20 protein-coding genes are annotated in these 22,409 nt (G+C 61.3%); 6 read left to right on the plus strand and 14 right to left on the minus strand.

Annotation, left to right across the window (positions count from 1 at the left end; all coding sequences use genetic code 11):
• The first annotated feature begins 61 nt into the window (after positions 1–61).
• Complete coding sequence (locus ICI42_RS07510; RefSeq protein WP_188163936.1) at positions 62–1,555, plus strand: hypothetical protein; 1,494 nt, start codon at positions 62–64, stop codon at positions 1,553–1,555.
• A gap of 21 nt (positions 1,556–1,576) precedes the next feature.
• Here the strand turns inward: ICI42_RS07510 and ICI42_RS07515 are convergent, their stop codons facing one another.
• The 11 genes from ICI42_RS07515 to ICI42_RS07565 all read right to left on the minus strand — a co-directional run bounded on the left by ICI42_RS07515 (position 1,577) and on the right by ICI42_RS07565 (position 12,555).
• A complete protein-coding gene (locus tag ICI42_RS07515; protein ID WP_188163937.1) occupies positions 1,577–3,256 on the minus strand; it encodes a formate--tetrahydrofolate ligase in 1,680 nt (559 codons plus the stop codon).
• Between the two features lie 127 nt (positions 3,257–3,383).
• Positions 3,384–4,544 (minus strand): DUF2333 family protein, encoded by a 1,161-nt coding sequence (locus ICI42_RS07520; RefSeq protein WP_188163938.1) that lies wholly within the window; start codon positions 4,542–4,544, stop codon positions 3,384–3,386.
• A 12-nt stretch (positions 4,545–4,556) separates the two neighbouring features.
• Positions 4,557–5,843 carry a DUF6638 family protein gene (locus ICI42_RS07525; protein ID WP_188163939.1) on the minus strand — a complete coding sequence of 429 codons (1,287 nt, stop codon included), beginning with the start codon at positions 5,841–5,843 and terminating at the stop codon, positions 4,557–4,559.
• Between the two features lie 22 nt (positions 5,844–5,865).
• Positions 5,866–6,198 (minus strand): hypothetical protein, encoded by a 333-nt coding sequence (locus tag ICI42_RS07530; RefSeq protein ID WP_188163940.1) that lies wholly within the window; start codon positions 6,196–6,198, stop codon positions 5,866–5,868.
• A gap of 136 nt (positions 6,199–6,334) precedes the next feature.
• Positions 6,335–6,754 (minus strand): type II toxin-antitoxin system VapC family toxin, encoded by a 420-nt coding sequence (locus tag ICI42_RS07535; RefSeq protein WP_188163941.1) that lies wholly within the window; start codon positions 6,752–6,754, stop codon positions 6,335–6,337.
• Positions 6,751–6,999 carry a type II toxin-antitoxin system Phd/YefM family antitoxin gene (locus ICI42_RS07540; RefSeq protein ID WP_188163942.1) on the minus strand — a complete coding sequence of 83 codons (249 nt, stop codon included), beginning with the start codon at positions 6,997–6,999 and terminating at the stop codon, positions 6,751–6,753. Before ICI42_RS07540 ends, ICI42_RS07535 begins: the two co-directional genes overlap by 4 nt.
• A gap of 68 nt (positions 7,000–7,067) precedes the next feature.
• Positions 7,068–8,978 carry an AAA family ATPase gene (locus tag ICI42_RS07545; RefSeq protein ID WP_188163943.1) on the minus strand — a complete coding sequence of 637 codons (1,911 nt, stop codon included), beginning with the start codon at positions 8,976–8,978 and terminating at the stop codon, positions 7,068–7,070.
• A gap of 72 nt (positions 8,979–9,050) precedes the next feature.
• A complete protein-coding gene (locus ICI42_RS07550; RefSeq protein ID WP_188163944.1) occupies positions 9,051–9,299 on the minus strand; it encodes an endonuclease domain-containing protein in 249 nt (82 codons plus the stop codon).
• Between the two features lie 26 nt (positions 9,300–9,325).
• Positions 9,326–10,471: a hypothetical protein gene (locus tag ICI42_RS07555; RefSeq protein WP_188163945.1), complete on the minus strand. Its 1,146-nt coding sequence runs from the start codon at positions 10,469–10,471 to the stop codon at positions 9,326–9,328.
• Between the two features lie 233 nt (positions 10,472–10,704).
• Entirely contained in the window at positions 10,705–11,793 is a 1,089-nt protein-coding gene (locus ICI42_RS07560; RefSeq protein ID WP_188163946.1) for a coiled-coil domain-containing protein, read from the minus strand.
• A gap of 147 nt (positions 11,794–11,940) precedes the next feature.
• Positions 11,941–12,555 (minus strand): thymidine kinase, encoded by a 615-nt coding sequence (locus ICI42_RS07565; RefSeq protein WP_188163947.1) that lies wholly within the window; start codon positions 12,553–12,555, stop codon positions 11,941–11,943.
• A 220-nt stretch (positions 12,556–12,775) separates the two neighbouring features.
• On the opposite strand from ICI42_RS07565, the gene ICI42_RS07570 reads away from it, so the two are divergent.
• From ICI42_RS07570 to clpS, 4 genes are all read left to right on the plus strand, one after another.
• Positions 12,776–13,723: a choline ABC transporter substrate-binding protein gene (locus tag ICI42_RS07570; RefSeq protein ID WP_188163948.1), complete on the plus strand. Its 948-nt coding sequence runs from the start codon at positions 12,776–12,778 to the stop codon at positions 13,721–13,723.
• Positions 13,724–13,994: 271 nt separating this feature from the next.
• A complete protein-coding gene (gene choW, locus ICI42_RS07575; RefSeq protein WP_188163949.1) occupies positions 13,995–14,849 on the plus strand; it encodes a choline ABC transporter permease subunit in 855 nt (284 codons plus the stop codon).
• On the plus strand, positions 14,846–16,036 hold the full coding sequence (gene choV / locus ICI42_RS07580) for a choline ABC transporter ATP-binding protein (protein ID WP_188163950.1): 1,191 nt from the start codon (positions 14,846–14,848) through the stop codon (positions 16,034–16,036). The genes choW and choV overlap by 4 nt, the downstream gene beginning before the upstream one ends.
• A 125-nt stretch (positions 16,037–16,161) precedes the next feature.
• Positions 16,162–16,506, plus strand: coding sequence for an ATP-dependent Clp protease adapter ClpS (clpS, locus tag ICI42_RS07585; protein ID WP_188163951.1), 345 nt, complete (start codon positions 16,162–16,164; stop codon positions 16,504–16,506).
• Positions 16,507–16,632: 126 nt separating this feature from the next.
• Here the strand turns inward: clpS and betC are convergent, their stop codons facing one another.
• Both betC and ICI42_RS07595 read right to left on the minus strand, forming a co-directional pair.
• On the minus strand, positions 16,633–18,144 hold the full coding sequence (gene betC / locus ICI42_RS07590; protein ID WP_188163952.1) for a choline-sulfatase: 1,512 nt from the start codon (positions 18,142–18,144) through the stop codon (positions 16,633–16,635).
• A 64-nt stretch (positions 18,145–18,208) separates the two neighbouring features.
• Complete coding sequence (locus tag ICI42_RS07595; protein ID WP_188163953.1) at positions 18,209–19,147, minus strand: choline ABC transporter substrate-binding protein; 939 nt, start codon at positions 19,145–19,147, stop codon at positions 18,209–18,211.
• Between the two features lie 122 nt (positions 19,148–19,269).
• On the opposite strand from ICI42_RS07595, the gene ICI42_RS07600 reads away from it, so the two are divergent.
• Positions 19,270–20,160 (plus strand): LysR substrate-binding domain-containing protein, encoded by an 891-nt coding sequence (locus ICI42_RS07600; protein ID WP_188163954.1) that lies wholly within the window; start codon positions 19,270–19,272, stop codon positions 20,158–20,160.
• Between the two features lie 3 nt (positions 20,161–20,163).
• Here ICI42_RS07600 and ICI42_RS07605 read toward each other — a convergent pair whose 3' ends face one another.
• Positions 20,164–22,245, minus strand: coding sequence for a hypothetical protein (locus ICI42_RS07605; protein ID WP_188163955.1), 2,082 nt, complete (start codon positions 22,243–22,245; stop codon positions 20,164–20,166).
• Positions 22,246–22,409 lie beyond the last annotated feature (164 nt).

Consider the following 22,409-nt stretch of genomic DNA (forward strand, 5'->3'; position numbering starts at 1 on the left):
GGTGTCCCGGGCCATATGGTTACGTCGCTGGTTTTCTTGGCTAAGGGCGGAGACGAGCCAGATGTCCAATGCACCTTACGTCAACGTATTGCTCCGCGACGCCCGAATGGTTGCAGAATTTCTGACAGCCACAAACGGTGTCACGAATACGGAACTCAGATCAGCGATAGATGCAGTTGAGCGGTTGCCAACCAAAGATCGCCTTCTGAGCGCTCCAGCTGTCACCCAACTGGCTCAAATATATGAAGACTTGCGCAAACAGGTGCCGTTTAAACAATTCTACGCACTTCGAAGTGGCTGGCGTGTTTTTCCATCGAAGTGGCGGCGATTGTGGACAGCTGTAATGGTCCTTGCCGCCATAGCCTTCATGATCTGCACACTCCACCTAACCCGCATCTATAATCGGGGAGTTGAGATTTCTGCAGCGCTTACAACGCTCGAGCAGAACGAAGCAGAGATGCGATATGGAGAGTTGGAACGCAGGCTCCTTGATGCTCAGAAACAACTGGGAGATGAGTTGCAGTATTCGAATTTTGGCGATGCGCAAACTACCAACGCTGGAACGGGGACTGCAATAATTGGTTCGAGAGTGATGCGGGACAACGAACGCTTCCTGCTTGCGCGTGAAGCCTCCCATAGACTCCTGTACGAGTTGGTTAATCTCGATCAGAGAGTTGGTACTGTCAAACTGATGGCTGACAGCTTCCAACGGCAAGCCCGATATCCCGTTGCCGGTCAGCAAACAGTTGAAGGTTATCTGCTTAGCCTAGGAATGAAGTTCGGCGCGCTCAGCAAATCCCAAAAAGCGTGTCCCTCCGGGGTAGATGCCGGCGGACAGTGCATAAATGGCGGAAACGGTCACAGCAAAAATGACTTCGTGTATACTGGTTTTTTCGATCCGCGCCTCGCCGGAATGCGTCAAGCCTTTTGTGGGAGTGTGGGTCTTCTAGAGCAATATGCGCTTGGGAAAATCACAAAAGCTGAAATTTCGAAAAGAAATCCCTTCATTGGGCAGTTAGTATACAGCTTTGATAAAACATTGGGCGTCGATACAGCAGAATCTATTTTGCGCAGCTGTGCGCTGCGCCTCAATTTCTATTCTGGTGCTTTTCCAGATATCGAAGCACTCAACATAGACGTTCAAGATACACTAAATCTGTATTCCCTTATCATATTGCCTGCTGTTTACGGAGCGCTTGGAGCGATTATATATTTCCTGCGAGCCTTTCTGAACCCACAGGAACCCAATGAAGGTTGGAGCCGCACCGTCTACCGGATTTCGCTGGGTGCCTTAGCGGGGATGATCATGGCATGGCTCGGCATGGGGTTGCTTGGCAACGATGAAGCGTTCAAAAGAATAGGACTTGGGCTGTTTGCCTTTGCGTTCATCTTAGGCTTCAGCATTGATGTCTTCTTCGACCTTTTGGAGAATTTGGTGAAAGCGGCGCGCAAGACGGTAAGGCAGGTGGGCTCTGCTGATGAGAATGCATTGCCCAAGGACCCTTCTAAAGGACAAATGGCTCCGCCCCATAACGAGCCTATCGTAGGCCAATAATTTCGGTTGTTGACACGTCCCTCAAAACAGTCCCTCGATATACCCCCGCTCATTCAGGAAAATCCGTTCCGAAGACGGTGAGCGGGGCAGGCCGGGCATGGTCATGATCTCGCCGCAGATGGCGACGACGAAGCCGGCGCCGGCCGACAGGCGCACCTCGCGGATCGGCACGACATGGCCGGTGGGCGCGCCGCGCAGGGTCGGATCTGTCGAGAAGGAATATTGCGTCTTGGCGATGCAGACCGGCAGGTGGCCGTAGCCGGCTTGCTCCCAGGCGTGCAACTGGTCGCGGATCGCCTTGTCGGCTATCGCCTCGGTGCCGCGGTAGATGCGCTTGACGACGGTGTCGACCTTGTCGAACAGCGGCATGGCGTCGGGATAGATCGGAGCGAATTGCGACATGCCGGATTCCGCCAGTGCGGCGACCTTGCGGGCAAGCTCCTCGATGCCGGATGAACCTTCCGCCCAATGTCGGCAGACGATGGCCTCTTCGCCCAGAGTGGCGACGAACGCCTTCATCGCCTCGATCTCGGCTGGGGTGTCGGAGTGGAAATGGTTGATGGCCACCACGGCCGGCACGCCGAACTGCTTCACATTCTCAATGTGACGGCCGAGATTGGCGCAGCCGCGCCGAACCGCGTCGATGTCCTCGGTGCCCAAATCCTCCTTCTTGACGCCGCCATTCATCTTCATGGCGCGCACGGTGGCGACGATGACGGCTGCTGCCGGCTTGAGCCCCGCCTTGCGGCACTTGATATCGAAGAATTTCTCAGCACCCAGATCGGCGCCGAAGCCGGCCTCGGTCACGACATAGTCGGCAAGCTTGAGCGCGGTCGTGGTGGCGACCACGGAGTTGCAGCCATGCGCGATGTTGGCGAAGGGACCGCCATGGACGAGGGCGGGGTTGTTTTCCAGTGTCTGAACGAGATTGGGCTGCATGGCGTCCTTGAGCAGCACCGCCATGGCGCCGTCGGCCTTGAGGTCGCGCGCAAAGACCGGGCTCTTGTCCCGGCGATAGGCGACGACGATATCGCCCAGGCGGTTTTCAAGGTCCTTCAGATCCTTGGACAGGCACAAAATAGCCATGACCTCCGAAGCGACGGTGATATCGAAACCTGCCTCGCGTGGGAAACCGTTGGCCGGGCCGCCCAGCGAGCAGACGATTTCGCGCAGGGCGCGGTCGTTCATGTCCATCACCCGACGCCAGACGATGCGGCGTGTGTCGATCTCCAGCTCGTTGCCCCAATAAATGTGGTTGTCGATCAACGCGGAAAGCAGATTGTGGGCGGCGGTGATGGCGTGAAAATCGCCGGTAAAATGGAGGTTGATGTCCTCCATCGGCACCACCTGGGCATAGCCGCCGCCGGCAGCCCCGCCCTTGACGCCGAAGCAGGGGCCGAGCGAGGCCTCGCGGATGCAGATCACCGCCTTTTTGCCGATGCGGTTGAGCCCGTCGCCGAGGCCGACGGTGGTGGTGGTCTTGCCCTCGCCGGCAGGCGTGGGGTTGATCGCGGTGACGAGGATAAGCTTGCCGTCGGGCCGCGAGCGGGTTTCCGCGATGAATTCTGCGGAAATTTTCGCCTTGTCATGGCCGTAAGGCAGCAGGTGTTCGGCTGGAATGCCGAGCTTTCCGCCGATTTCCTGGATCGGCTTCTTCCTGGCCGCGCGCGCAATCTCGATGTCGGATTTCACCTCGGTCATGGTCTCGCCCCCTTTGCTGCCGCGCGATCTATGGTCGCCTGTCTGGCTCATCGGAGCCTGGCAAGGAAAGTGCCCGCGTTCAGCCGATGACGCAACCTTAGGACCGATCCACGGCTGTCGATTGGTCCTACCTATCCAGCACGCTCCGGATCTCGACGATCTGCGAGCGGGCGCGGAGCAGGTTGAAGCCCATCGTCGCCAGATGCGACGGAAAGAAGGAGCTCGACTCGTTGCCGTTGGAGATGATCAGCGGCTGCATGTTCAGCGCGTCGCGCATCTGCACCTGCATGGTGTCCCACAGCGTGGTGATGTTGCGCTCCCGGATGACAGCCGAGAAGTCGGTGCTGGTCGCGCTCAGAATGCCGTAGTAGGCGTAGAGCTGGCCATAGGCGAACCAGAAGCGGTCGTCGGCGCGAGGGTCGAACCAGCCTGCATCCGACGCTTCCAACTGGCTGCGCAGGATATCGGAGGTCGAGCCGATGTCGCCGGCGATACGGTCGAGGAACGCCAAAAGGTTGTCGGAGCGCGCGTCGAAGGTGGCGTCGCACTTTTCCAGGCTGGCGTTGAAGCTGCGCAGTTTCTGGATCGCCTCGCGGTAGACGCTCGGCGTCGGGCGCGTCGGTCCGCGCAGGCCGATATACCAGGCGTCCTCGTTCCAGGCCAGAGCCGTGCGCGCATCCTGCAGGTTCTGGTCGATGCGTGAGGTGCCGCGCGCGCGGCCGAGCGTATCCACCAGTTCGGTGGTGGTGCGGCGCAGAACCTGGTTGATGCCGAGCTGGAACGCGGCCTTGTTGTCGAAATAGGGCGTGTTGCGCCATGGAATTCCGAAAAAGCCCAGCTTGGACACCAGCATGGAGGAAATCCAGGCATTCTGGTTGACGTTGAAGTCAACCAGATCGGCGGCGGTCGCAGCGATTTCCGAGCGCTTGCAGGTTTGCGCAGCCGAGGCTGCCGGTGTGGCGCCGGCGGCCGGGGCGGCGGCACTTGCCGGAAGCTGATCGCCCGCCACCGCGTCGGTCGCCTGGGCCGTGGTCGAGGCGGCCTCGATCTGGTTCGGGTAGTCCGGGTCGAAGTTCGTCCAGAACTGCGTTACGTAGAAGAAATAGGCATATGAGGCGACAATGCCGACAATGACGACGCCGGCAACGGCCTTGAGAATCCAGCCGCTGCTGATGTACCAGCGGCCCAGCCACAGAAACGGCCACAGCAGAACGCCGATGAGCAGACCGATGCCTCGCCCGATCCATTGGAATATGCGGGTGAAAAAGCTCACGATCGGATCAAGCATCAAAAAGTCCCCTCAGTCGACCAAACCGTAGAGCCGCGCGCGAAACGCCGCCTTGTCCTTCAGATATGTGCTTTTCAGCGTCTCCACAACATGCGACCGCCATTGCGGGGTAAGCTGTTCGTAGTCCTTGTAGAAACCATCCTTGTTGAAGACGTAGCGGGAGAGGAAATCCGACGGCACGAAATCCGAGATCAGCCGGTTGGTCAGCCAGGCGTCGGGATGGTCGGGCTTGGCGCGGACGACGAGGAAGCGGTTTTCGGGCTTAACCTCTTCAAGCTTGAGCTGGCCGAGCTGGGCGATTTCGCGCTTGGCGGCATTGAGGAAGGGGAAGGTGCCGTCGCGGTTGATCTCGGCGGCATGGCCGTGGATCCAGGTCTGCATCCAGACTTTGTCGACGGTGCCGAGATCGCGGGTTGGCTCCTGCTTGCGGATCAGGTCGCGCACCGCCATCTCTGCGCGGTGCTCGAGATAGCCGGACTGCTCGATCCACGAGGCGCGCGGCAGTTCGATCCGGCCGGTTGAGGCAAGGAAGACGAAGACCTTTTCAGCGTCGAGAATCGACAGATAGCTGACCTGCCAGGGCCGGGACCGGCGGAAGCCGGGTGCCGACGGATCGCTGATGACGGTGGTCATGTCGGGATCGACGAAGACGTAGAGCCCGCCGAAATGACTGGTCCAGTACGCGTTGTGGCGGAAGATGACCTGGTCCGGCACCAGCGCGTTCTCGCGAATGTCGCCGCAGACTTTCGCCAGTTCCACCATGCGCTCAAGCATGGCGTCGTCGCGCCAGGCGTTGGGTTCGAGCTTCAGCCGGTCGACCAGCTTGCCGAGCTCTGCGGCCTTGCCCAGCACGTCCTCGGCCGACAGCACGCGGAACTCGACCTGATTGATCGACAGCAGGTCTTCGATATCCTCGACGCGCGAAACCGAATCCTCGATCTCGCCATAAATCACATCCTTGATCGTCAGCGCGTTGATGGCGCGCTGGTTCCTGCTCATGAATTCGTAGAGCAGCTGCGAGGTGTTCGAGAAGGCGGTGTGCACGACCGGCAGGTCGCCTTGCGCCGGGGTTAAGATGATAAAACGGCGGTTGATGGCGCCGGGATCGAGATAGAGCGGATCGCCGAGCTCCTCGGCAATCTGCGGCGAGAAGCCGGAGCGGTCGATCTCGAAAGCTTGCAGGTCGGTCGGCGCCAGCCCGAATGCCTTCAGCGCCTTGTTGTAGCGCTCGATCAGATGCGGCTCGTCGATGGTGAGCAACCGGCCATAGATGAGATCGGAATCGCGGAGAAGGTTCATCTTGAAAGCCTGAAATATTGGATCATCCCAAAATTTCCCTTAGCGGGTATATTTTCGCAAAGCTGCCGGGAAGCAAAACTAGAACGAGCTGGAGGCCGATGAGTATCAGGGCGATTTTTATCGCCCTTGGGATAGCGCCTCTGAAATTTCGAATTCCCCTAGCATAATTCGTGTTTCCTGAATGTCTTTGCTGGTTCGTCAAGTGGATTTTTACATCTTCAGCTGCACCTGCGTTTATGCCTTCAATCCATACCTTCCACGCGAAGTACATCGAAAATAAGTATATTGCCGCAAACAAAAATCCAGCTAGGCTGGTATTGTAAATATATTCAAAAATTATGGAAATAAATTCCACGATTATCCCTGATATCTTCTTTGTTGAAGCAATTTTCCTAAAGCTTCAACAGCATCGTGTTCTATGCGAATCGGATTCGCAGGGAAGGTCATCTTTTCTTTTGACCGTAGACGGGGAGAAAGTTTGTCGCGCGCCATCATGACACCGCTCCGAACAAGGCAATCCCCGTGCGCTCGGCCGCCTGTGCCAAGCGCGCGTCCAGCGTTGCCAGCGGCAATCTCCGGCGCTGTGCCAGTTCCAGATAGGTCGCATCATAAAGCGACAGGCCATGTGTCGCAGCCAGGTCGAGGCATGTCGTCCATACATATTCAGTGCCAGCCGTGTCCTGCTGCAAAGGCAGGTCGCCAATCTTTTCGAATATCTCTTCGCGAAGTTCGGCCGTGATCCGATTACGCCTGACGGCGAGAAGAAGAGCGTTGCCAACCTCAAGGCGGAAAAGAAGCGGCACGACCGCTCCCTGTACGGACACCCGATCCAACACCGTGTCGGCAAGAAGGCTGCCCTCGTCGGGCAGCACCCAATTCAATGCGACCGAGCAGTCGAGAACAACACTCAATAGCGTCTGCCCATGTCGATGTAGTCGCGGATCGAGAGGCCTTCCGGATCAGGTTTCACCTGCTTGCGCAATTCGCGCAACGCCTGCGCTGTCGCGCGTGCCTTTTCCACATCCGGTGCATGGGCGGGTACCAGCCGCGCCACGGGTGTCCCGTGTCGCGTGATGGTAATCTCCTCTCCCTTCTCGACAAGCTCAAGCAATGCACTAAGGGAATTTCGCGCTTCAAGCGTTCCTACTTCGCGCATGTCATGCCCTTTCTAGCCACTCTAGCCAGAATCTATGCCTTATCCCGCCGACATTCAATCCTCTGCCCTCACGCATCCCATAGCCCCTTCTGCTTCAACGCCTCCATTTCGCGGCCGGCGCGTTCGCGCAGGCGGGCGTCGCGGAGCAGTTTCTGCACGGCTGCGTCGTCCGATTTGTCGGCGTAGCGGAATTCGGAATCGGCGTAGCGGTTGATCTCCTGCATGACGATGTCGAGCGAGAACGGGCCGCGCAGCTCCTCGATCATGGCTTTCTTGTCGTCATAAGTCTTGTGCATGAAGGTCTCGGGCTTTTCGAACCAATCGTCGGGCAGTTCGATATCCATGGCGCGCATCTTGATGGCATCGGTGACGTTCTTGATGGCGCGGCCGGTGAAGCGCGGCTCGGCCTCCTTGATCAGGTGCAGATATTCGCCGACATCGGCTAAGGTCCTGGGCTCGCCATTTTCCTTCAGAAAGCGATCATAGACCTTCATCAGGCCGTCTTCCTGCGGTTTCGCATGGCCTTCATAGGCATCCGAGACCGCGCGCTTGATCTCCTGCGCGGCGTAGAGGTCGTGCTCGCCAAGCGGAATCTTATGGTTCTTGCCGGCCAGCAGCACGAAGATGTCGATATAGTCCTCGCGCGTTTGCGGGCCGTCGACCAGCCAGCGGGCGCCGGCGCGCTGACGCAGCGCGTCGTCGACATTTTCGGGATAGTTGGAGAACATGCCGAAGGTCGAATTGCCGCGTATCACGGTGGAGGCGCCGGCGAAGGCATCCATCAAAACGCCGGTGATTTCCTGCTGGCCGGCGGATGCGCGGTCGTCGGAGCGCTTGGCCGCGACCTGGTCGATGTCGTCGATGGTGCCGAAGCCGATGGCGCGCGGGTTCAAGACATTGGTGATGAACTGGCGGCAGTTCTGGCCGGACTTGCCCTGGTAGGAGGAAATCTGGTCGACGCCGAAATTCTCGTAGACGAAGGGGTAGCCGGCAACCTGGCAGTAGCCGTGCATCAGGCCGGCGATCATCTGGATCAGCGTGGTCTTGCCGGTGCCGGGGGAGCCGTCGCCGATGAAGGTGAACAGAAATCCGCCGAGCTCGACGAAGGGGTTGAGTTCGCGGTCGAAATCATAGGCCATGATCATTTTGGCCAGCTTGACCGACTGGTACTTGGCGATGTGGTTGCCGACGACCTCCTCGGGCTTCTTGAAGGTCATCACCAGCGGCTTGGACTTCTTGCCTGGGGCGATGTCGAAACCGTCAATGGTGAAATCGTCCGCGTCGATGTGGATATGCGCATTCTCGAACGCGCCAAGGCCGTCGAAACGGCCTTTCCGCGTCAGCAGCCCGTCCACCGCGACGCGTGCATAGGCGCGGGCGCGGGTGGCGAGATCGGCGTCGTCCGTGGCGCCGGAAAGGGCTGCGTCGAGCCCGGCGAGCACCGATTTGACGCCATCCTGCGGGGTGTCGAACTGGAAGGCCGGTTCGGCGATATCGTTGGGCGCCTCGCCGTCGGTCTCGATCATCTGCAGCAGATAGGCGGCGAAGGTGAAGGCTGCGACATAGGCCGATGCCGACAGAAGCTTCTTGAAGCGGGTGGCTTCCTCGCCGTCGAGGGGACTGCGGGCATTTTTCGCCTGCAGGGCTTCGAGGTCTGTGCTACGCGCAAAGACGTCGGACACGGCGAGCGCTATCGCGATTCCGCGGCGGGCACGGTAGAGCAGCGTGTGCTGCGGGATGGACAGGAGCTGGTCGTCGGGGTGGATCGCACCGACGGTTTTCGCGAGCTCGATCTCGCGCGTGCGGCGCACCGAACCGGTCGAGACGGTGGAGACGAAGCGTCGGTTCGTGCCGGCGAGACCCGTGCCCGACTGGCTGGACGAATCCTCCAGCACGACGATGCGCGTGATGAAGCTCTGCGCCGTAGCGCGGTGCTTTTCGATGTCGGCTTCGGCAATGGCGGTCAGGCCGGTGTCCATGGTCAATCTCCCGTGTCGCGGGTTTGGGATTGCGAGCCCCCTCCGGCCCGAAGGGTCGGAGGGGGCATCTTTCTATGATCTTCCGCTGCCGCAGCAATCTGCATCGGCCGGTACGTGGTGGTGAGCGCCGTCGACCTCCACAACCAATCGCGCTTTGGGACAGTAGAAGTCGAGACCATACGGCCCGATTGGATGCTGGCGGCGGAACCGCAGCCCACCGAGGCGCAACTGTCGCAATTGCTCCCAGAGCAAAACCTCAGGAAGCGACATGTCACTTCGCAGGGTCCGCGCCGCCGCCACGGTCCTCTCAGGCGCGCGCATTCGGCACTCGGAAAGATCGGCTGGGTTCAAACATCGCTGATCACCTGCCCCTGCGACAGGATATGCACCTTGTAGCCGCTGAAGATCTTGGCGGTTTCCCCCGCTGCGTAGAGCACCTGATAGGCCTCGTGCGGGACGAGCGCGTGTTTTTCGTAGCTGGAGACGCCTTGGCGGGCGGCTTCGAGATCGTCGGTGTTGATGTAGAATTCCTCGCTTGCCGGCGTGCTCGACCACAGGCCGCGACGGCTGGGGATCTCGCCCTTGGAATAGACCTCCTGTACCGTCCAGGTCAGCAGCCAGGCGTTTTCCGCCTTGCGCACCTTGGACAGCACCTCCGTCACCGTCGAATTGTGCTCGGTGATGCCAGCCGTGTAGAACGGCCCCAGCACGACGCGGCGCAACTGCTTGGGGTGCAGCGTCTCGAAATCCTTGTCCATGTTGCTGGCGATGGTCACGGGCGACAGCGTGTAGGCGGAATTCTTTTGGGTGAAATCGTCGAAGCGGTGGGCGAGCTGCGGATTGAGCAGACCGTCGACGGGCAGGGGGATGTCCAGCTTGTCGTTGAGCTTGCCGTCGGGGCCGACGAGCTGGGCTACCATGTCTTCGGAGGAATCCTCGACGGTGGCCATGTAGATCAGAGGCAGGTTGGCGAAACCGTCGAAGCTCGCCCAATGCACGAGGTAATAGGGGCGCAGCGTTTTCGGGTTTACCGATACCTTGACCGTCTGGCACAGGCTGAACGGGCCGAAATTCGCGCCGTCCTTCACACTTTCCAGATAGAGCCGCTCCGCCATGGAGCGTTGCAGCGCATCGGGAAAGGCTTTGTGACGCAGGATGAAATCAGCCATCTCGCCGCGCAACTCGTCGGGCTGCGGAATGTTCGCCAGCCGCTGGGCGGCAGTGCGGCGGTCGTTTTCAAGCTCCAGCACGTTCTGGAAGACAGGAAAACCGCTCTCGGCGCGCGAAATGCGGAAGCTGTCCATAAAGCCCAGCCGGTTGCGCCATGAGGCGAACGCGCTGTCGAGCTGGGCGATGTATTCGACCACAACGCGCCCGATCAAGTCATGCCGATAAAGCGGCGAGCGGTCGTCGCGCAGGAAGATTTCCAGACCGTCGAGTGCTGCGACGATGGAATCGAAATAGTGCACGGCGGGGTCGGTGGAGGGGGTCATTTGTAATGTACTCGGCGGCGCATGCGATCCTTCGCGCCCCCCTCTGTCCTGCCGGACATCTCCCCCGCATAGGGGGAGATTAGGCCCTTACGTCGGCTTTCGCCAATCGCAAACGTCGCAGAAAAGGCGGTTGCGACCGAACTGCTGATCTCCCCCCATGCGGGGGAGATGGCCGGCAGGCCAGAGGGGGGCAACATGGGGCGAAAACCCATCAAGCGTTCAAGCTCACCCACCTAAGACTGCACGTAGTTCGAAGCGTTGTGCTGTTTCAACACCTCTTCGAAGCGGCGGGCAAAGGCGTCGTCGGCGAGCTTCTTGCGGCGCTGGATGTCGGCCGAGGCATTCATATTGGTGCCGTGGAGTTCCAGGAGGTCGCCGATATGCTTCTGCGAAGCGGCGCCGATGCCGGCCATGGTTTCCTCGGCGGTGTTGTCGACCTTGGAGCCCAGTGTGTTGATCTTGTGGGCGACATCCTGTTGGGCCGCGGTCTTCAACGAATCCTCAAGCGCCTTATAGAGCACGATGCGCTGCTCGGTATCGATGGTCAGCTTGTTGATCAGCGTGTTCTGCGCGGCGATCTGGTTGTTGAGCGAATCCACGAAGGTCTGGAACATCGAGGTATAGCGTTCCAGCGTCTGGCTTTCGGCGAGCAGCTCCTGTTCCTTGGCCTGCTTCTCGTTGTATTCGGTCGCGAGCTTGGCGCGCTCAGCTTCGAGCTCTGCGCGCTCGCTCTGGTTGGTCGAGGCGGCGATGCGGTTTTCCACGTCGAGCAGGATCGGATTGAGTTCCTCGATGCGCTTCTGGGTGGCTTCGAGATTGGCGATCGTCGCCTTGCGCCGTTCGATGACCTGCCCGAGACTGGTTTCCGAGGTCTTGTAGCGTTCGGCGAGAACCTGCTTCTGTGCCTTCAGCACGCCTACGATGGTGTCGGACTTCGACAGAAGCTCCTGCAGATTGCCAGACAGGGACATGTTGCGAACGCGCTCGGTGCGCATGCGCTGCTTGCTCTGGTTGGAGAAGATGCCGACAAAGCTCTCCCAACCGCTGTAGTTCTTCATGCTCTCGAACTCGGTGCCGAAGACGTTGGTGGCATCCTCCAGGCCGATGATGAGATCGGCGATGTTGGCTTCCATCACCTTCTGCTGGTTCAGCACGTCGGTGATGCGGGCATTCTCGATGTCGAATTCGGCCGCGCCGATCTTGGCATCGGATTGCGCCAGCTTGTCCAGCACGGTGCTCGACTGCTCGATCTTGGAGCGCATCTGCTCGACGGCCTGTTTCGTCTTGGCGATCTCGGCATCGAAGTTCTGCAGCGTTGCCATTGGTGTCTCCGGTTGTGGGGTCTCCTCACAATCAACTATAGGCATTGAGCAGCACGGTTAAAAGACATCGGCCAAAACGAAACAGGCGCTTTTTTTCAACAGCTTGTCCTGATCGTGCCGTTTCAGTGTCTCAAATGGCACCGCGTGTCAGCTGCCGCCAAAGCCGAACATGTCTTCCGGCTTCACGCGGCCCATCTCTTCCTCCCAATGGCGGCGGCACAAGGAGACATAGGCTTCCTTGCCGATGGCGACCTGTTCGCCCTGCTTGGCGACCTTGCCGTCGGCGCCAAGCCGCACCACCATCGTCGCTTTCTTGCCACATCGACAGATGGTACGGACTTCGCGAAACTCGTCGGCGATGGCGAGAAGCTGCCGCGAGCCTTCGAACAGCTTTCCCTGGAAGTCGGTGCGCAGGCCGTAGCACATCACCGGAATGTCCAGCCGGTCGGCGACGCGGGCAAGCTGCCAGACCTGGTCTTCCTGGAGGAACTGCGCCTCGTCGACGAAGACGCAATGCACGGGTGCACGGCCGTGATGCTCGGCGACACGAGCGAGAAGGTCGTCGCCGTCGCGAAACATGTCGGCGTCCTCCTCCAGCCCGATGCGCGAGGAGATGTAGCCGGCATCGTCCGCCTTGCGGTAATGCCCGGCTACGAACAGCATCGTGTTCATGCCGCGCTCACGATAGTTGTAGGACGCCTGCAGCAACATGGTGCTCTTGCCGGCATTCATCGTCGCGTAGTGAAAATAGAGTTTTGCCATGGCGTTTCATATCGCGACGGCACGGCAGGGTGGGAGAGCAAATGCGAGACCGTTCACCGTATTTTATCGTTTGCCGGGTCTGAGAGGACGCATCCGGGCTATTGCATGGCGCGGCGCGTATAGCGGAAGTGCTTGTAAGCTCGGCAAAATGATGTTTGGTTTTAGCACGAGAAGGCGGATAGCGCCCGCGTCGCTTTAATTCAGAATGGGAGACTACCCGATGCTGCGTATGAAATCTGTTGCCGTCTCGTTCGGCATGGTAGCGCTTCTGGCTTCGCCGGCGGCTTTTGCCGCTGAGCCCGACAGCTGCAAGACCGTGCATTTTGCCGATGTCGGCTGGACCGATATCACCGCTACCACCGCGACCGCCTCGGTGGTGTTGGAAGCGCTGGGCTATTCGCCCGATGTGCAGGTGCTTTCGGTGCCGGTGACGTATACCTCGCTGAAGAACAAGGACATCGATGTCTTCCTCGGCAACTGGATGCCGACCATGGAAGCAGACATCAAGCCATATCTGGAAGACAAGTCGGTCGAGACCGTCCGGGTCAATCTGGAAGGCGCGAAATACACGCTCGCCGTGCCGAAATACACTTTCGACGAAGGCCTCAAGACCTTCGCCGATATTGCGAAATTCAAGGACAAGCTGGGCAACAAAATCTATGGCATCGAGGCCGGCAATGACGGCAACCGGCTGATCCTCGACATGATCGAGAAAAACAGCTTCGACCTTGGCGGCTTCGAACTGGTCGAAAGCTCCGAGGCGGGCATGCTCTCGGCTGTCCAGCGTGCGGCGGGTTCCAAGACCGACGTGGTGTTCCTCGGCTGGGAGCCGCATCCGATGAATGCCAATGTCGAGATGGCCTATCTGTCGGGCGGCGACGAGGTGTTCGGGCCGAATTATGGCGGCGCCACGGTTTCAACCAATGTGCGTGCGGGCTACACCAGCGAATGCGCCAATGTCGGCCAGTTCCTGAAGAACCTCTCCTTCTCGTTGAAGATGGAGAACGAGATCATGGGCTCGATCCTCAATGACGGAGCCGATCCCGAAGCAGCCGCCACCGAATGGCTGAAGGCCAATCCAACGGTAATCGACCCCTGGCTGCAGGGCGTGACCACCTTCGACGGCGGCGATGCGACTGCGGCGGTCAAGACGGCATTGGGTATCTAGAAGGCATTGGAGCATAGGAAATTCTTGCGAAGCTACGGTGAACCCCCCTCACCGGTTTGCTTCGCAAACCACCTCTCCCCCACTGCGTAGGGGAGAGGAACCGCTGGTTCTTCCGGCTCGGCATTCCGGAGCTTGGGTTCCTCGCCCCCATGGAATGGGGGAGAGGTGCCGAGCGAAGCGAGGCGGTGAGGGGGGCCTAGCTCGGTAGTGCCAATAACGTCGCCCAAGTGGAATTGCAAAACACGCTAAGCAAAACAGAAAAGAGAGGTTGATGGATCCCGTATCGCAACTGATCGCTAGCTTCAAAATCCCCGTCGGGCGATGGGGCAAGCAGTTCTTCGATTTCCTCACCGGCAATTTCGCCTGGTTCTTCGATTCCATCGCCGGCGGCGTGGCCTTTGTCCTCAACGGCCTGATCAGCATCATGCTGTGGCTGCCGGCCTTCGTGCTGGTGCTGATGATCGCAGCCCTTGCCTGGTATCTGCAGAAATCGTGGAAGCTGGCGCTGGCGGTGGTGATCGGGCTCTCCTTCATCATCAACCAGGGCCTGTGGAAAGAGACGGTTGAGACGCTGGTGCTGGTGGTCGCTGCCGCTGCCGCTTCGATGGCCATCGGCGTGCCGATCGGCATCTGGGCCGCGCACAACGAGCGCGGCTATCGCTGGCTGCAGCCGGTGCTCGACCTGATGCAGACCATGCCGACCTTCGTCTATCTGATCCCGGTTCTGATCCTGTTCGGCCTCGGCCTCGCGCCCGGCCTGATCGTCACGGTGATCTTCGCCGCGCCCGCGCCGATCCGCCTGACGCATCTCGGGATCACTTCTGTGCCGAAGCCGATGCTGGAAGCGGGCGAGGCGTTCGGCGCCACCAAGCGCCAGCTCCTGTGGAAGGTCGAGCTTCCGGCGGCCCTGCCGACCATCATGGCCGGCCTGACGCAGTGCATCATGCTGTCGCTGTCGATGGTGGTCATCGCCGCCCTGATCGGCGCCAACGGCCTCGGCAAGCCGGTGGTTCGCGCGCTGAACTCGGTCAACATCCCGCTCGGTCTCGAAGCCGGGCTGGCGATCGTCATTCTTGCCATCATCCTCGACCGTATCAGCCGCGTCCACACCGGAGTTGCCCGATGACCGTCGCCGTCGATTTCCGCAACGTCGACATCATCTTCGGCGAAAACCAGAAGCAGGCGTTGGCGATGGTGGACGCAGGCGCCACCCGCGCCGAAATCGCTGCCAAAACCGGTGCGGTGCTGGGCTGCGCCGGGGCCAACCTCACCGTCAGGGAAGGCGAGATTTCCGTCCTGATGGGCCTGTCCGGATCGGGCAAGTCTACTCTCTTGAGAGCGGTCAACCTGCTCAACGTCCCGGCGCGCGGCAATGTCTTCGTCAAGGACGGGCAGGGTACGGTGGATGTCGCCCATTGCGATGCCACCACATTGCGGCGCATACGCCAGAAGCAGGTTGCCATGGTGTTCCAACAGTTCGCGCTGCTGCCGTGGCGGACAGTCGAGGAAAATGTCGGCTTCGGCCTGGAACTGGCCGGCGTCCCAGATGCCGAGCGCCGCGAACGCGTCCAGACGCAGCTCAAGCTCGTCGGCCTCGACCAGTGGGCGAAGAAATACGCCCACGAGTTGTCCGGCGGCATGCAGCAGCGCGTCGGCCTGGCGCGCGCCTTCGCCACCGAAGCACCGATCCTGCTGATGGACGAGCCGTTTTCCGCGCTGGACCCGCTGATCCGGACCAAGCTGCAGGACGAGTTGCTGCAGCTTCAGGCCAAATTGAAAAAGACCATCATCTTCGTCAGCCACGATCTGGAGGAGGCGCTGAAGATCGGCACCAACATCTCGATCATGGAAGGCGGCCGTATCGTGCAGACGGGCGCGCCGGAAGACATCGTGCTTCGGCCGGCCAACGACTATGTCAGGGACTTCATCGCCAATGTGAACCCGCTGTCGGTGCTGACGGCGTGGAACGTCATGCGCGACCGTCGCGATCTGGAAGCTGCCGGCGATGACGGGTGGGTATGGCTGGACCGCCGCAACACCACCCGGTTCAAGATCGACAGCGACGGGCTGGTGGCGGCTGCGGAGCGCAACGGCAAGCCTGCCGTCTGGATATCCTGCGACGATGTCGAGCGCCAGCCGGAGGACGATGCGCAGGTGTTCTGGGCCAATCCGGGCACGTCGCTGAAGACTGTTATGTTCGCCATGCACCGGTCGCAGACGGCGCCGGTGGCTTTGCTGGACGACCGGTCGCGCTTCGTCGGCGCCATCGGCATCCGCGACGTGCTCAGTGCGGTGTTGCGGCGCGCGGCATAGGCCTCGCATGCGGCAGGGCTTTCATTGTCGGGAATCTGCGCTAAATTAGGCGCAGGCCCTGACCGCCCGCGCGAGATGCGTTGATGTGACGGTCGGCTGTTCCTGAAACAATCCGCGAGTTGCCGATGAACGCCGTCGTTTCTATTCCCCGTCTTGCCGGCAATGACGATGACACGACGCTGAAGCCGCGCCTGAAGGTCCGGCCCAAACTCGAACGGCCGAAACTCTACAAGGTCATGCTGGTCAACGACGATTTCACCCCGCGCGAATTCGTCGTCATGGTGCTGAAGGCCGAGTTCTCGATGAGCGAGGACCAGGCCAGCCGCGTCATGATCACCGCGCACCAGAAAGGCGTTTGCGTGGTCGCCGTCTTCACCCGCGATGTCGCCGAGACCAAGGCCACCCGCGCCACCGACGCTGGCAAGGCGATGGGCTTTCCGCTGATGTTCACGACGGAGCCGGAGGAGTAGGAGCTCCCTGATGGAATTCTTGCAACTCACGCCGGCGATGCCCCTCACTGTCCTGCCGGACATTGCCGGGGTGAGCCACCGGTCCCGGCAGGGGGATGAGGGGCTGTAATTTGTTATTGCGTCCGATCACTCCCCGCGCGGAAAGCGCTGGGCATCTTCGAGCACGTTGAGATCCATATGGTTGCGCATGTAGCGCTCGGAGGCGCGCTGCAGCGGCTGGTGGTCCCAGGGATAATAGGCGCCGTTGCGCAACGCCGCGTAAACGATGTGACGGCGCGCCTGGCTGGCGCGGACATCGGCATCGAAACGCCTGAGGTCCCAGCGGTGGCGTGCGACTGTTGTCATCGACGCAAGCGTCTCGGCATATGAAGGATCGGCCGCAAGATTTGTAAGTTCATGCGGATCGGCATCGAGATCGAACAGTTGCGCCGGGTCGGCCTCGCAGAGTGTCAGCTTGAAGCGGCCGTCGCGCAGCCCCACCATCGGCGAGACGGTCCCTTCGGCAGCATATTCCATCGGCACGGGGCCGCGGCGCTTGCCTTTTGTAACTTCGACGAGGCTTTCGCCGTCGGTCCAGGGCAGGATTTCGCCGAGATCGATGCCGGCCAGCTCGGCGAGCGTCGGCACCACGTCCAGCGTCGACACCGGCGCATCGACGCGGCCCGCCGCCAGCCCGGGTGCTGCGATCATCAGCGGCACGCGGGCCGAGCCCTCCAGAAAACTCATCTTGAACCACATGCCGCGCTCGCCCAGCATGTCGCCATGGTCGGAGAGGAAGACGATTATGGTGTTGTCGTCCTGGCGCGTGCGCTTGAGCACGTCGAGGATTTCGCCGATCTTGCTGTCGACATAGGAGATGCCGGCGAAGTAGGCGCGACGGGAGCGGCCGACCTGTTCGGGCGTAATGTCATAGGCGGCATGGTCGCTGGCAAGCATCAGCCGCTGCGAATGCGGGTCCTGATCCTCGAAACGTATCGGTGCGACCTTTGGTTGGAGCTCCAGGCAGTCCTCGTAGAGGTCCCAGAATTCCCGGCGCGCCACATAGGGGTCGTGCGGGTGGGTGAAAGAGACCGTCAGGCACCAAGGTCGCGCATCGTGGCCGCGCGCGAGGTCATAGAGCTTGCGGGTGGCGTTGTAGGCGACCTCGTCGTCATATTCGAGCTGGTTGGTGATCTCCGCCGTTCCCGCGCCGGTGACCGAGCCGAGATTGTGGTACCACCAGTCGATGCGTTCGCCGGGCCGGGTGTAGTCGGGCGTCCAGCCGAAATCCGCCGGATAGATGTCGGTCGTCAGCCTTTCCTCGTAGCCGTGCAACTGGTCGGGGCCGACGAAATGCATCTTGCCCGACAGGCAGGTCTGGTAGCCCGCCCGGCGCAGATGATGCGCGTAGGTCGGAATGTCGGAGGCGAATTCGGCCGCGTTGTCATAGACGCGGGTGCGCGACGGCAACTGCCCGGACATGAAGGATGCACGCGCCGGCGCGCAGAGCGGGCTTGCGGTGTAGGTGTTGGCGAAGCGCGCTGAGCGAGCGGCAAGAGCTGTCAGGTTCGGCGCATGGAGAAAAGGCGCCGGCCCATCCGGAAACAGCGTTCCGTTGAACTGGTCGACCATCAGGATGAGGATGTTGGGGCGCTGCATGCGCGGTCTTTCAGGCAGGAGAGGCAGCCGCCCAGGCTTGCTGCTCGGGCGGCTGTCGTGTTCGTTACAGGCCGAGTGAGGTCTTCACCGCCGCCAGGCCGGGCTGGCCGTCGAAGGTGGTGACGTCCTTCAGCCAGGCGTCGAGGGCTGTCGGATTGGCCTTGATCCAGTCTTTCGCGGCGTCGTTGGGCGCCATGCTGTCATCCATGATCTTGCCCATCATGGCGTTTTCAATGTCGAGCGTGAATTTCAGGTTCTTGAAGAAGGTCGCCGCGTTCGGGCATTCGCCCGACCAGCCGGTGCGTGCCAGCGTGTACACGTCGGCCCCGCCGAAATTCGCCCCGAAATATTCATCGCCGCCCGACAGATAGGTGATGTCGAACTTGGTGTTCATCGGGTGCGGCGCCCAGGCGAGGAAGACGATGTCCTGCTTGGCGGCTTCGGCGCGTGCGACCTGCGATAGCATGCCGGCCTCGCTGGATTCGACGACGCTCCATTTGCTCAGGTCGAAATCGCCGGAATCGATCATCTTCTGCATGTTTTCATTGGCGGGCGCACCCGGCTCGATGCCGTAGATCTGCGAGCCGAACGAATCGGCATGCTTGGCGAGGTCCTTGAAGTCCTTGATGCCCTTCTCGGCGACGTAGGACGGCACGGCGAGGGTAAATTTCGCGCCGGTGAGGTTCTGCCCGAGCACTTCGGCAGCATTGCTGGCATTGAGTTCGTCGATGAATTTCTGCTGCGCCGGCATCCAGTTGCCGAGGAAGACGTCGATGTCCTTGTTCTTCATCGACTGGTAGCCGACCAGCACCGACAGCGTCTGGATATCGGTCGAATAGCCGAGGCCTTCGAGAAGGACGGTGGCGATTGCGTTGGTGGAGGTGATGTCGGTCCAGCCCGGATCGGACATGCGGATCGTCTTGCAGCTCTCGGCATCGGCGGCCATGGCCGGTGCGCTGAGAAGAATGGCGGCCACGGCCAGGCCGAAACGGCGGTATGTCATGGCAATTCCCCTATTTTTCTGGGTTCGCAGGCGGTCCTCCAACCTGCGCGGACTTCCATCAAAGCTTTTTATGCGGTTCTATTGCAGTCGTTGTTTTTCGATGGTTGCCATAGAGAACGTTTATGTCAGAACGAAAGCTGGATTTGGGGTGGCTGCGCATTTTTGAGGCCGTCGGCAGGCTAGGCAGCCTCACGGGCGCGGGGGCGGAGCTCGGCCTGTCGCAGCCGGCCGTCAGCTATCAGATCAGGCGTATCGAGGAACAGGTCGGCGCACCCCTGATCAGCCGAATGCATCGCGGCTGCAAGCTGACGACGGCAGGGGAGACGCTGTTTCGTGCGGTGCATGGGGGGCTCGAACGCATCGACGACGCAGCCAGACAGGTGCGGGCGAGCCTCAGTTCGCCGGTGATGCGCATTTTCACGGATTACGGTTTTGCCAGCTTCTGGCTGATGCCACGTGTGGCCGAATTCCGGCGCCTGCACCCCGGCATCGATGTCCATGTCGTGGCTTCGCAAGGGCTGGAGGGTGCTTTCGATGGAACGTCCGACGCGGCGATCCTGTTCGGCAGGAGAGCGGACTTTCCCGGCGAGGCGCGGCTTCTCATGCCGGAGCGGGTCGTTCCGGTGTGCAGCGCCGGATATCGCGCACGCTACGGTCCGTTCGACGATCCGCGCAGCCTTTCGCGGCAGCCGCTGCTGCATCTCGACACGGTGGGCAAGCCGCGCTGGCTGACCTGGACCACCTGGCTTGCCGTACAGGGCGTGGAGCGGGAGCCGGCACAGGGCGACCTTGGCCTGAACACATACGGCTTCGTCATCCAGGCTGCTCTTTCCGAGCAGGGAATTGCTCTGGGATGGATCGGACTGGTCGATGCGCACCTGGCCGGGGGGAGCCTTGTAGCCGTCGGTCCGGAAGTGCGGCGCGACGATTGCGGCTACTGGCTGGTCACGACGGGCGAGGGGAACGAGCGGCGGAAAGCGCTGTCCGACTGGCTGCTCAGCCAGCCGCAATAGCTCTTACCGACCCTCGCGATACCACATCGAGCCAATGGCGAGCAGCAGCAGGCCGAGGCCGAGGAAGCCGCCGAACATCGGCACGCGGCCGACGGATTTGAGCACGCTGTCGTCCGTCGTTCTGAGGCCGATCCAGTCGCGGCCCGAGGCGTCCGCCGTGCCTCGCACGGGCACAACGCTGGGCAGGCTGACGCTGGACGCATTGCCGAGCAGGCCTGTGCCCTGCACCCTGCGGACACTGCCGCCGGAGGCATCGGCCACGGGCGACACGACATCGGCGGTGGACACCACATCGGTGAACTCGGGCGCATTGATCGGGCCGACATGGGCCAGCGTGGCGAGATCGCCGTTCGCCACCTGATAGAGGCCGATTTCGGGAACTTCCGCACTGCCGGAGAAGATGCCGGGCTCGGACTGGCTGAGCTGGATGTCCATGGCTTGGCCGGACGGCGTGATGACCCTGGCGGGACCGGCCTGGTCGCTCATGGTCTGGCGGCGCACTTCGAGAACCATGCCGCGACCGTCGGCGGTCAGGCGTTCTTCCTCGAGTTCCGGCTCCTTCATCAGCCAATGCGCCATGCGCCGGTAGAGCTGGACATGCGGGCCGCCGCCCTCGAAGCCGCGCGCCCAGAGCCAACCCTGGTCGGATAGAAGCATGCCGACGCGGCCTTCGCCCTTGCGGTCGAGCAAGAGCAGCGGCTGGTCGTCCGCGCCCTTCATGACGACTTCGCCCTCAGGGTTCTGAATGCCGATCTGGCGGAACCAGCGGCTCCAGTGCGGCGGCTCCTGGCCCGATCCGTCGAGCCCGCGCGTGACCGGGTGGCGCTGGCCAAGATCGGTCAGGCGCGGATAGAAGGCCTTCTCCATGACATCACCGGTTGGCAGGCCGGGCAGCGCGGCCATCAGCGGCGTGCGCGCGATGGAGGACTGGCTAGCATATTCGGGACCTGCGGCAACCAGCAGCGCGCCGCCCTGTTCGACATATTCGGCGATGTAGTCGTAGTAGAGGATCGGCAACACGTCGCGATGTTGGTAGCGGTCGAAGATGATCAGGTCGAAATCGTTGATCTTCTCGACGAACAATTCGCGCGTCGGGAAGGCGATGAGCGACAGCTCGTTGATCGGCGTGCCGTCCTGCTTTTCGGGCGGACGCAGAATGGTGAAGTGCACGAGATCGACCGAAGCGTCCGATTTGAGAAGGTTGCGCCAGGTGCGTTCGCCGGCGTGCGGCTCGCCGGAGACGAGAAGCACGCGGAGGTTTTCGCGGATGCCGTCGACCATGGCGATGGCGCGGTTGTTGGTGTCGGTCAGCTCGCCCTCAACGGGATCGATGGCCAGCTCGACGATGTTGCGGCCGGCGGTCGGGATGGTGATCTGCAGCGGCATTTCCTGGCCGATGACGGCTTGTTCCGCTGCGACCTGATTGCCGTTGATGGAGATGCGCACATTGACCGGGCCGGACTGTCCGTCGGTGGCGATGACCCGGTAGGACATGTCGAGCGGCTTGCCGACGATGCCGAAGCGGGGCGCGCGCTCGAAACGGATGCGGCGGTCCATCTCGCCTTCGTGGCCGGTGATGAGAGCATGCAGCGGCGCGCCGAATTCGGTGCGTTCGGGCACGTCGTGAACCTGCCCGTCGGTGATCATGATAGCGCCGCCGATACGCGACGGCGGCACGTCGCGGAAGGCGCTGTCGAGCGCGCCAAAGAGGCGGGTTTCGGTGCGGTCGTCGGCAGCTTCGCCGCGCCCGGCCTCGACCTCGCGGACGTCGAATTGCGGAAAGCGCTGCAGGCGTTCCTTGATGCCTTGCACAGCGGCGTCGGTCTGGGCAGTGCGTTCGCCGATATCCTGGCTCTGGCTGCGGTCGACCACGAGCGCGACGACGCTTTTCAGCGGCTCGCGCTGCTCATCGAGCAGCACCGGATTGATCAAGGCAAGGGCGAGTGCTGCCAGGGCGGCCAACCGGAACCATGCGCCGCGCTGGCGAAACCAGACGCCGGCCAGCGCCAGCAGCGCGAGCGGGATCATCATGGCGACGAGAATCGGCCATGAGAACAGCGGCTCAGAAGCGATGGACCAGTTCATTGAGTGCCTCTCGGGAAGGTTTCAACCACCCCCTCACCGGCCCTTCGGGCCACCTCTCCCCCTGCCAGGGGGAGAGGAAACGCAGCGTCTGCGCCGGCGTTTTTCCAGCCTGGGTTCCTCTCCCCCGGGCAGGGGGAAAGGTGGTTTGCGAAGCAAACCGGTGA

It is taken from the genome of Oryzicola mucosus, assembly GCF_014534685.1.
GTDB classification, from domain to species: domain Bacteria; phylum Pseudomonadota; class Alphaproteobacteria; order Rhizobiales; family Rhizobiaceae; genus Oryzicola; species Oryzicola mucosus.